Annotated in this window: 9 protein-coding genes; 3 read left to right on the top strand and 6 right to left on the bottom strand. The window is 63.7% G+C overall.

Annotated elements, in window-relative coordinates:
* Nucleotides 1-8: 8 nt before the first annotated feature.
* The 3 genes from AC1DWA_RS28965 to AC1DWA_RS28955 are packed head-to-tail and all read right to left on the bottom strand — an operon-like array spanning nucleotide 9 to nucleotide 1,933.
* On the bottom strand, nucleotides 9-542 hold the full coding sequence (locus AC1DWA_RS28965) for a hypothetical protein (protein WP_477917379.1): 534 nt from the start codon (nucleotides 540-542) through the stop codon (nucleotides 9-11).
* A 55-nt stretch (nucleotides 543-597) separates the two neighbouring features.
* Nucleotides 598-1,194, bottom strand: a complete 597-nt coding sequence (locus AC1DWA_RS28960; RefSeq protein ID WP_003944858.1) for a hypothetical protein — start codon at nucleotides 1,192-1,194, stop codon at nucleotides 598-600.
* A gap of 31 nt (nucleotides 1,195-1,225) precedes the next feature.
* Complete coding sequence (locus tag AC1DWA_RS28955) at nucleotides 1,226-1,933, bottom strand: TVP38/TMEM64 family protein (protein ID WP_166655130.1); 708 nt, start codon at nucleotides 1,931-1,933, stop codon at nucleotides 1,226-1,228.
* 423 nt (nucleotides 1,934-2,356) lie between these two features.
* On the opposite strand from AC1DWA_RS28955, the gene mutA reads away from it, so the two are divergent.
* The 3 genes from mutA to meaB are packed head-to-tail and all read left to right on the top strand — an operon-like array spanning nucleotide 2,357 to nucleotide 7,511.
* Nucleotides 2,357-4,252: a methylmalonyl-CoA mutase small subunit gene (gene mutA / locus AC1DWA_RS28950; protein ID WP_477917377.1), complete on the top strand. Its 1,896-nt coding sequence runs from the start codon at nucleotides 2,357-2,359 to the stop codon at nucleotides 4,250-4,252.
* Entirely contained in the window at nucleotides 4,249-6,501 is a 2,253-nt protein-coding gene (scpA, locus tag AC1DWA_RS28945) for a methylmalonyl-CoA mutase (RefSeq protein ID WP_019748436.1), read from the top strand. The genes mutA and scpA overlap by 4 nt, the downstream gene beginning before the upstream one ends.
* A gap of 17 nt (nucleotides 6,502-6,518) precedes the next feature.
* Nucleotides 6,519-7,511, top strand: coding sequence for a methylmalonyl Co-A mutase-associated GTPase MeaB (gene meaB / locus AC1DWA_RS28940; protein ID WP_003945003.1), 993 nt, complete (start codon nucleotides 6,519-6,521; stop codon nucleotides 7,509-7,511).
* Between the two features lie 61 nt (nucleotides 7,512-7,572).
* On the opposite strand, the gene AC1DWA_RS28935 is transcribed toward meaB, so the two are convergent.
* The 3 genes from AC1DWA_RS28935 to AC1DWA_RS28925 form a co-directional block, all read right to left on the bottom strand.
* A complete protein-coding gene (locus tag AC1DWA_RS28935) occupies nucleotides 7,573-8,520 on the bottom strand; it encodes a sulfite exporter TauE/SafE family protein (protein ID WP_019748438.1) in 948 nt (315 codons plus the stop codon).
* A gap of 230 nt (nucleotides 8,521-8,750) precedes the next feature.
* Nucleotides 8,751-9,785: a nucleoside hydrolase gene (locus AC1DWA_RS28930; protein WP_477846624.1), complete on the bottom strand. Its 1,035-nt coding sequence runs from the start codon at nucleotides 9,783-9,785 to the stop codon at nucleotides 8,751-8,753.
* Nucleotides 9,778-10,254, bottom strand: a complete 477-nt coding sequence (locus AC1DWA_RS28925; RefSeq protein ID WP_019748441.1) for an OsmC family protein — start codon at nucleotides 10,252-10,254, stop codon at nucleotides 9,778-9,780. Before AC1DWA_RS28925 ends, AC1DWA_RS28930 begins: the two co-directional genes overlap by 8 nt.
* Nucleotides 10,255-10,281: the final 27 nt, after the last annotated feature.

The following is a 10,281-nucleotide window of genomic DNA, read 5'->3' as shown; positions in this document are numbered from 1 at the left end:
CTCATCACCTACGTGATGAGTGCCCGTCCCGTTCCGCATACAGCGATCGCCCAGAGGACACTGACGAAAGTTCCCATGATGAACTGCTCGGACGCGTGAGGTTCGCGAAGTTCCGGGTACCGTGCGAGCCCCTTGACTGCCAAGACGATCGCGATCCCCTCCGGCCAGGTTGCAAGAATCGACGCTGCCACCGCGAGCCGTTCGAGGATGCCGATCACACGTCCGCCGCGAAGAGGTCCGGCGTCCGGTGCCGGGCTCCCGTCCGGTTGGCGACGAGCGATCTTGAAGGTGGCAAGTACCAACGGTGCACCGGCCGTGGTGGCGGCAAGTACGCACAGGACAAGCGTCGCCCCGAGAGCGAAACCGGTGACCGGGGTCGTTCGGGTCGATGCCAGTGCGGCAACACCCAGCGCCGGAAGAGCCACCACGGACGACGCCCATTCGGGGACTTCCAGTCGACCACGACTGAGCGGTCCCAGTGCCGCTGCAACTGCTGGTGCCGCGGCGGCGACGGCGAGCGCGATCAACGCCAGAACGACCATGTATTCGAGCCCCCTGCTGTGTCGACGAGTTTGTACCGGTGCGAGCGTGAGCAGTCTAGGGCTGGAGTCTGACCAAAAGTCGTTCTGCGAGTCTGCGCCCGGCGAGTTCTGCGTGCCACCCGGCTGTCAGGAGTCGCTTGGACATGGCCTGTTTGGTGATTCCGAGGTGGGCCGCCGCGCTGACCTGAGTGAGTCCGCTGTCCATCAGAGCGATGGCTTCGCGTCCGTCCTTCGTCTGTCTCGTGACAATCGTTCCGAGCAAGGTGAACGCGGCATCGACATCGGCGGCGAGTTCGTCGCGTGAGCTGTCGGCCGGCGCCTGTTCGACAGCAATTCTGGCCGGAGCTCGCTTGGCTCGCTCGACGGCGATCCGAGCAGCTTCGAATGCCGGTCCGCGTCCGGCCCTGGTCTGCCGTGGGAGAGGCTGCTCGACGGGACCGATCCCGATCCCGACACTCCAGTGCTCGCGCCGAATCAGCTCGAGTGCGACGAGGACGAGTAGCGCCGGATCGTCGGTCACCGCTTGAATCTCGTCGCCCGCCGTGCGCTCGAACGGCCGCAGGAGCCTGCGATCGGCCATGTCGTCGATGATGTCCCCGACGCGGTCGACATCGCGTCGGCTACCTCGCTGATCCACTGTCAGTACGAACATTAGTCAATGCTAGATAGTTGACTGTCAATAGTCAATCGTTTTGGGTTGACTCAATCAAATCAACCTCTTGAGGTTGACCGCTGTCGACGATGGTTTCGCCCGGCGAAGGCTGACGGCGAGCGTCGAACACCAGACCGGCGATGCCGATCGCAATGCAGATCCCGGACAGAATCAGGAGACGAGGATCGGCTTCGCCGGAGAGTGCATCGCCCAGAACGACAATCCCAACAGTGCCGGGCAAGATGCCGACGACGGTGGCAAGGATGTAGGGCACGATCCGGATCGACGAAATACCGCAGCAGTAGTTCACCACCGAGAAGGGGACAAACGCGATCAAGCGCAGAGAGCCGACGGCCAGCCACCCCCGCTTTTCGATCCGCTCGTCCACCCGCCGGATCGTCGGACTCGAAATCCGTTGCCACACGACGTCACGGCCGATGGCGCGGACCAGGTAGAGGGCCAGAACGGCGCTCACAGTCGTTGCCGCCACGGTAAGGGCGATGCCGGTCACCGAGCCGAAAAGAACCCCCGCACTGAGGGTGAAGACGGTGCGCGGGAACGGCGCGACGGTGACTATCGAATGAACCAGGAAGAACACGAGGGGAAACGCCGGGCCAACCGAGTCTGCCCACTCTCGCACCTGGGACACCGTGGGATGTGGGGCGAGGAGGGCTGCGAGGAACAAAGCGAGCACTACCAGGACTATTGCGATCAATCTTCGGTCCAGCAGGCGTCCCATCACAGGTCACAAGGCTACCTGTGAACGGTGAACCGGGCCGACTGCCGACCCGCAATCGTGAGTCGAACATCGCCACGGGGGCGGGAAAGCGACGTGCTCCAGGCGACAATGAAACGGCGCTGTGACGAAAACCACTAGGCTTTCGGAGTGGCCTTCACCTGTAGTCCCGGCCAGTGAAACGAACTCGCCGGTAACCCGTAAACATGCTGAACAATCGCTAGGTAAGGGCCGGTCACACGTGCACGAACGACCGAATCTGCACGTCGTCTGACCGGTCGGAAAGTGGCCGCGAACAGCCCTGTGAAGAACATGACGTGATCCTCACGATATCTGGGCTCAACCGCGGGTTAGCATCACAGAACTAACGAACAAATCCGATTATCGGTAAAGCGCTCACGCAAAAAATGAGAGGGAGCGGACACAGTGTCATTAGCTTCAGAAGCCGAGGCTGTCGAGCAGGCGTACGCGGAGTGGCAGCGCTCCGTAGCCGGTGTGCTCGCCAAGTCCCGCAGAGTCGATGCGGCAGAGCTGGGCCCCGAGCCACAGAAACTGCTCGAAACCGTCACCTACGACGGTGTCACTGTCGCACCGCTCTACAGCCCACGCGACGAGCGTCCCGAGCAGAGCTTGCCGGGCACGTTTCCGTACGTGCGTGGCGTCGACGCTCACCGTGATGTCAATGCCGGTTGGTTGGTTTCCGCTGCTTTCGGAACCGCTTCGGCGGCCGAGACTAATCGCGCCATCCTGGACGCCCTCGAAAACGGAGTCAGCGCACTCTGGTTGAAGGTGGGCGCCGACGGCGTTCCGGTCACCGACCTCGCCGCTGCGCTCGAGGGCGTTCTTCTCGACCTCGCACCGCTCACGCTCGACGCAGGCGCCGAGGTAAACGATGCAGCCCGCGCACTCTTCTCTCTCCTCGATGCTCGCGGCGAAGCCGGCGACGGCGTCAGCGATCGCAGCAGTATCCGAGTTCACCTCGGTGCAGCGCCGCTGACCAGTTCGTTCTCCGGCGCAGCCGACGTCGAATTTGCAGGCGCCGTCGAGTTGGCAGCCCTCGCTGCAGCTCGCGCGGAAACCGTGCACGCGATCACCGTCGACGGCACGGCCTTCCACAACGCGGGTGCCGGCGATGCCGAGGAACTCGGAGCCGCGATTGCCGCCGGACTCGAATACCTCCGCGCACTCACCGCAGAGAGCGGTCTGACCATCGGTGCTGCGTTGTCGCAGTTGGCTTTCCGCTACTCGGCAACCGACGATCAGTTCCAGACCATCGCGAAGTTCCGCGCCGCACGTCTCGTGTGGGCCCGCATCGCTCAGGTCTGTGGAGCTTCCGACTTCGGTGGAGCGCCGCAGCACGCAGTCACCTCCGCCGCGATGATGGCTCAGCGTGATCCCTGGGTGAACATGCTGCGCACGACCCTCGCCGCATTCGGCGCCGGCGTCGGCGGAGCAGATGCAGTGACTGTTCTTCCGTTCGACGTCGCCCTGGCCGACGGCACCCTCGGTGTCAGCAAGTCCTTCTCCTCGCGCATCGCGCGCAACACGCAGTTGCTTCTCCTCGAGGAGTCGCACCTGGGCCGCGTGCTCGATCCGTCGGCGGGCTCCTGGTACGTCGAGGACCTGACGCAGCAGATCGCCGCCACCGCGTGGGAGTTCTTCCAGGAAATCGAAGCAGCCGGCGGATATCTGGCGGCACTCGAAGCGGGAATCGTCTCCGGTCGCATCGCTGCCACGAAGGCCAAGCGCGACTCCGACATCGCACACCGTAAGACCACGGTCACCGGTGTCAACGAGTTCCCGAACCTCGGCGAAACGCCGCTGTCCGCCGAAGCCGTCGAGCCCGGCCAGTCCGTCGCCCGCTACGCAGCTGCATTCGAAGCGCTTCGTGACCGTTCGGACGCGTTCCTCGCCGCCGGCGGCGCCCGTCCCACTGCGCTTCTCGCGCCGCTGGGCTCGGTTGCAGAACACAACGTGCGCACCACGTTTGCGTCCAACCTGCTCGCTTCGGGTGGTATCGACGCAGTCAACCCCGGTCCCCTCGAGGTAGGCGCAGAAGCCATCTCCGCAGCCGTCAAGGCTTCCGGTGCCACCGTCGCGGTGCTGTGCGGCACGGACAAGCGCTACGGCGAGAGCGCCGCAGCGGCCGTCGCCGAACTTCGCGCTGCCGGCATCACCAAGGTGCTGCTCGCAGGACCGGAAAAGGCAGTCGCCGACGCGACCGGCGATTCTCGCCCGGACGGATTCCTCACAGCCCGCWTCGACGCAGTGTCGGCTCTGACCGAACTGCTCGACTTCATCGAGACGGGAAGCTCCAAGTGACGACACGAGAGGTCAAGCACGTGATCGGCAGTTTCGCCGAGGTCCCACTCGAGGACCCGCAGTCTCCGGCACCCACACCGCCGTCGGTCGAGCAGGCACAGGCGCTCATCGAAGAGGGCGCAAACGCCAACAACTACGCCGCCGAGCAGGTTGTCTGGTCCACCCCGGAAGGCATCGACGTCAAGCCGGTGTACACCGGTGCGGACCGCACGGCCGCCGCCGAGTCCGGTTACCCGCTCGACAGCTTCCCGGGCGCAGCGCCGTTCCTGCGTGGTCCGTACCCGACCATGTATGTGAACCAGCCGTGGACCATTCGCCAGTACGCCGGATTCTCCACTGCCGCGGAGTCGAATGCGTTCTACCGTCGTAACCTCGCGGCCGGTCAGAAGGGCCTCTCGGTCGCCTTCGACCTCGCCACACACCGCGGCTACGACTCCGATCATCCTCGCGTTGCGGGTGACGTCGGAATGGCCGGTGTCGCAATCGATTCCATTCTCGACATGCGTCAGCTCTTCGACGGAATCGACCTCTCGCAGGTGTCGGTCTCGATGACGATGAACGGCGCTGTGCTCCCGATTCTCGCGCTGTACGTCGCTGCGGCAGGCGAGCAAGGCGTCACCCCGGACAAGCTGGCCGGAACGATCCAGAACGACATCCTCAAAGAGTTCATGGTTCGTAACACCTACATCTATCCGCCCAAGCCCTCGATGCGGATCATCTCGGACATCTTCGCGTACTCCAGCGCGGAAATGCCGAAGTACAACTCCATCTCCATCTCGGGCTACCACATCCAGGAAGCCGGAGCGACGGCCGATCTGGAACTGGCGTACACCCTTGCGGACGGCGTCGAGTACATCCGCGCCGGCCTCGACGCYGGTATGGACATCGACAAGTTCGCACCGCGCCTGTCCTTCTTCTGGGCCATCGGCATGAACTTCTTCATGGAGGTCGCCAAGCTCCGCGCCGGACGCCTCCTGTGGGCCGAGCTTGTTGCCAAGTTCGATCCCAAGAGCGCGAAGTCGCTCTCGCTGCGTACCCACTCGCAGACCTCGGGCTGGTCTCTGACCGCGCAGGACGTCTTCAACAACGTTCCGCGTACCTGCGTCGAAGCCATGGCTGCCACCCAGGGCCACACTCAGTCGCTGCACACCAACGCACTCGACGAGGCCATCGCACTGCCGACGGACTTCTCCGCCCGCATCGCCCGTAACACCCAGTTGCTGCTGCAGCAGGAATCCGGCACCGTGCGTCCCATCGACCCGTGGGGCGGCTCGTACTACGTCGAGTGGCTCACCAACGAACTCGCCAACCGGGCTCGTAAGCACATCGAAGAGGTCGAGGAAGCCGGCGGAATGGCTCAGGCCATCAACGAAGGCATCCCGAAGCTGCGCATCGAGGAAGCTGCCGCCCGCACCCAGGCACGCATCGACTCCGGTCGGCAGCCGCTCGTCGGCGTCAACAAGTACGTTCCCGACGAGGTCGACACCATCGAAGTTCTCAAGGTCGAGAACTCCAAGGTCCGCAAGGAACAGCTCGAGAAGCTGGTTCGCCTTCGCGCAGAACGTGATCCGGAAGCCGTCGAGGCCGCACTCGCGAACCTCACCCGCGCTGCCGCATCCACCGAAGGCGGCATGGAGAACAACCTCCTCGCCCTCGCTGTTGTCGCCGCCCGCGCGATGGCTACCGTCGGCGAGATTTCCGACGCCCTCGAAAAGGTGTACGGACGCCACCAGGCCGAGATCCGCACCATCAGTGGTGTGTACCGCGACGAGGCAGGAACGGTGAGCAACATCAGCAAGGCGATGGAAYTGGTCGAGAAGTTCGCCGAGGACGAGGGACGTCGTCCCCGTATTCTCGTCGCGAAGATGGGCCAGGACGGTCACGACCGTGGCCAGAAGGTCATCTCCACGGCCTTCGCGGACATCGGATTCGACGTCGACGTCGGACCGCTGTTCCAGACCCCCGAAGAGGTCGCCAATCAGGCGGCCGACAACGACGTCCACGTAGTCGGTGTGTCGTCGTTGGCAGCCGGTCACCTCACCTTGGTTCCGGCGCTGCGGGAGGCTCTGGCTGCGGCCGGTCGACCCGACATCATGATCGTCGTCGGCGGCGTCATTCCGCCCGGTGACTTCGACGAACTCTACGAGGCCGGCGCTGCTGCCATCTTCCCGCCCGGAACCGTCATCGCCGACGCTGCCAGCGGATTGTTGGAGAAGCTCTCCGCCCAACTGGGTCACGACCACAGCTGAGAAGGGGGTCACTGAAGATGGCACGTCAGCCCATCGACATTGATTCCCTCGCCGAGGCGGTACGCGGAAATCAGCGTGCCGGCCTCGCTCGGGCGATCACCCTCGTCGAGTCCACTCGCGACGACCACCGGGCCCTTGCGCAGCAGCTTCTACTGAAGTTGCTGCCCGAGGCCGGGGGAGCGCACCGGATCGGCATCACCGGCGTTCCCGGCGTCGGCAAGTCGACGTTCATCGACGCGCTCGGAATGTACTTGCTGGGCAAGGGACATCGGGTTGCGGTGTTGGCGGTCGATCCGTCGTCCACCCGCACCGGCGGCTCGATTCTCGGCGACAAGACACGCATGGCTCGGCTCACCGTCGAACCGAATGCGTACATCCGGCCGTCACCGACGTCCGGCACGCTCGGTGGTGTTGCCAAGGCAACCCGAGAGACCATCGTGCTTCTCGAAGCTGCCGGTTTCGACGTCATCCTGGTGGAGACAGTGGGTGTCGGCCAGTCCGAAGTCACTGTTGCCAACATGGTGGACTGCTTTACGTTCCTGACCCTCGCTCGTACCGGTGATCAGCTCCAGGGCATCAAGAAGGGTGTCCTCGAGCTCGCAGATCTGGTGGCGGTCAACAAGGCCGATGGAAAGCATGAGCGCGAGGCAAAGGGTGCTGCCCGCGAATTGGCCGGAGCGCTTCGCCTGATCTACCCGCACGACGCCATCTGGAAGCCGCCCGTCATCACGATGAGCGGCCTCGAAGGTGTCGGGCTGGACGAGTTCTGGGGAACTGTCACCAAACACCGTGAGGTGCTCACCGAAGCAGGACAGTTCGAGGAGAAGCGTCGCAAGCAACAGGTCGATTGGACCTGGACGATGGTCAACGATCAGCTGCTACGCAGGCTCTCGAGCAACGATCGGGTGCGTGCGATCCGGGCCGACGTCGAGCAGAGCGTGCGTGACGGTTCGCTGACAGCAGCGTTGGCGGCGGGGCGAATTCTCGACGCGTTCGACGGAAGCAACTAGGGCGAAAAAACAAAATCCCGGGTATCCGAGCGCGGATACCCGGGATTTCTTCTGTGACGAGCTATCGTTCGCGTTTGACCGCAGGCTCGGTGAGTTCGTTCTCGACAGCGAGTTCGACTCCCGTGAAATCGCCTTCTGCCTCGGCTGGGGTGAGCGTGGACCGCTTCCACGCGTAAAACAGCAACGCTGCCCACGCGCCGAGAATGGCCAGGTAGCCGGCCACTGTGACCGCCCCGGTGATGTCGAAGGATTTGAACAGCTTCTGTGCGTTGGTCAACACGATGACGCCGCCCACCGCCGTTCCGAGCAAGGTTGCAGGCACGCGGCTGACCAGCCACGCCGCGAACGGGGCAGCGATGACACCGCCGAGCGCGAGACCGGCGACAACGAGGAGGTTTCCAGCAGACTCACGACCCAATCCGACAAGAAATCCCAGCGACGCGGCTGACGCGACCAGAAACTCCGAGGCGCTGACCGAGCCGATCACGGTGCGCGGCGCGGTCTTGCCCCGCGAGAGCAGCGTGCTGGTGGTGATCGGACCCCAACCACCACCGCCGGATGCATCGATGAAACCACCGAACAGGCCGAGTGGGGACAGGAAACGTGCAGTGTGCGGAGTGGTACGAGCATCCGCGACGGCCGGTGGGCGGACCGAAAAGCGAAGTGCCACATAGATACCGATGGCCAGCAGGATCGTCGCCGTGATGGGGACTGCCGCTTCGGTGGACAGACCCGAGAGCACGGTTGCGCCGATGAATGCACCGACTGCGCCGGGCACACCGAGCTTGGCGACGAGCTTCCAGTCGATGTTCTTGAACTTCCAATGCGACACACCCGAGGCGAGGGTGGTGCCGACCTCGGCCAGGTGAACAGCGGCGCTGGCCTGAGCCGGACCGAGGCCACCGATCATCAACAGAGTGGTTGCGGTGACACCGAAGGCCATACCGAGGGCGCCGTCGACGAGCTGGGCGCCGACGCCGACAAGGGTGAACAAAAGAAGGTTGAACATGAGAAGACAGACTCCGAGCGAAGAAGCGACAAAGTCAGGGGTGCAGGCAGCGAGAATCGCCGCTCAGCAACACGCCTGATCGAAGCATGCGCTACGACGAGTGGGCCAGAACGCCATCAATCCGAGCGCAAATGCCGGGGAGGCATCGTGGCTGGAAATCTGCACGTCAGGTCCTTTGTTCTCGTTCGTTGGTGTTCTGTCCATGCGAGCATAGCCGGTGCCCGGCTCGGTCAACCCACGACGCGGGCGTAATTTCCCACTCGGTGGACAAGTCGATCGAAGAATTCCGCCGGATCGGTGCTGACCGCGATATCCGCGTTGGGCTCACGCTTCCAGTGCCCGACCCAGTCCGCGACCGTCGTTCCGATCAGCAGTGGACTCTCGGTTTCGACATCTACCGTTGCCGGCTTCAGTGTCGCCAAGCTCGGATCGAGCGCGACGGCAGCAGCAAAGGGATCATGCATGTGAGCAAGAAAGCCCTGGTCGTATTCACGATGGAATTCCATGTAGAACCGGATCGCGTCGGACATATGCCTGATCACGCTGTTGGACGCGGAACTGCGGCCGTCGGGACCGTCGTCAGGGGAGATGATCTCTTCCGGAGTGCTCCCGGCAGCTTCGGCGAGCCGACGCACATGTTCGGGGAACATCTCGATGGATTCGGTGACGTTGAGGCCGCAGATGATCGGGCGCCGGTGCGCGGGTACGACGGAGAACGCGTCGAACACCTCCTTGGCGGCGTGCGGATCCACCGAGACGTTCCACTCCGCGGTCGGCGTCGTGTTGCCCGGATAGTTGAACGACCCACCCATCACGACCAGTCGCTTCAGCAGAGACGGCAGATCGGGTTCACGTCTGATCGCCAGCGCAAGGTTGGTGAGCGGCCCCGTCACCAATCCGGTGAGTTGTCCGGGGTACTCACGCACGAGATCCACCCAGAGGTCGGTGGCCGTTCGGACCGAGCGCTTGCGACCCGAATCGGGGAGGACGGCATGGCCGATCCCTTGCGGACCGTGAGTCTCCTCGGTGGTGCGCAACGGGATGACCAGTGGCTCGCGGGCGCCGAGTGCAACCTCGATGTCCGGGGCGCCGCAGAGCGCAAGCCAGTTCAAGTTGTTGGCCGCGACCTGTTCCACCGGAACGTTGCCGGCGGTGCTCGCAATCCCCAGAATCTCGGCTTCGGGGCTGGCAAGGAGATAGAGAAGCGCCAACGAGTCGTCGATGCCGGTGTCGACGTCGACGATGAGCTTGTGCGTATCACTCATCGGTGGCCACCAGGATCGTCGGTGAATGCAGGACAGGGAAGTTGACCGACCGAGCGATGAAGCACTTCGTGTGTGCGGGGCCGTGAAGCTCCTCGGCCTTCTCGACCATCGACGCCTCCGCGACCAATACCGTCGGATTCAACGTCACTTCGATGAACTGGCCGCCGCCATCGGATTCCTCGATCATGCTGCCGACCGGCTGATCGCTGTAGTCGAGAACGACGACCCCAGCGGCAGCTGCCAGACCGAGGTACCAGAGCATGTGGCATTGGGCGAGGGAGGCAACGAGCAGTTCCTCGGGGTTCCATCGCTGCGCGTCACCGCGGAACGAGGGATCGGAGCTGCCGAGAAGTTCCGGCTTTCCGACCGCGGATATTGCATGATTGCGCGAATATCCCTGCGTGCTGGACGTTCCGGTTCCCAGATCGCCCGTCCACTGAAGGTCGAGTGTGTAGGTATGTGACTTCACAGGTCCATCTTGCCCTGAATGTGCCGG

The organism is Rhodococcus sp. P4_F3_2, from assembly GCF_056401335.1.
The sequence above is the reverse complement of the archived record's forward strand: the minus strand, read 5'-3'. Positions and strand labels throughout refer to the sequence as shown.

Bases quoted from the DNA above. Each gene is read 5' to 3' on its own strand.
- AC1DWA_RS28965 (WP_477917379.1), bottom strand. From the start codon at position 542: ATGGTCGTTCTGGCGTTGATCGCGCTCGCCGTCGCCGCCGCGGCACCA.
- AC1DWA_RS28960 (WP_003944858.1), bottom strand. From the start codon at position 1,194: ATGTTCGTACTGACAGTGGATCAGCGAGGTAGCCGACGCGATGTCGAC.
- AC1DWA_RS28955 (WP_166655130.1), bottom strand. From the start codon at position 1,933: ATGGGACGCCTGCTGGACCGAAGATTGATCGCAATAGTCCTGGTAGTG.
- meaB (WP_003945003.1), top strand. From the start codon at position 6,519: ATGGCACGTCAGCCCATCGACATTGATTCCCTCGCCGAGGCGGTACGC.
- AC1DWA_RS28935 (WP_019748438.1), bottom strand. From the start codon at position 8,520: ATGTTCAACCTTCTTTTGTTCACCCTTGTCGGCGTCGGCGCCCAGCTC.
- AC1DWA_RS28930 (WP_477846624.1), bottom strand. From the start codon at position 9,785: ATGAGTGATACGCACAAGCTCATCGTCGACGTCGACACCGGCATCGAC.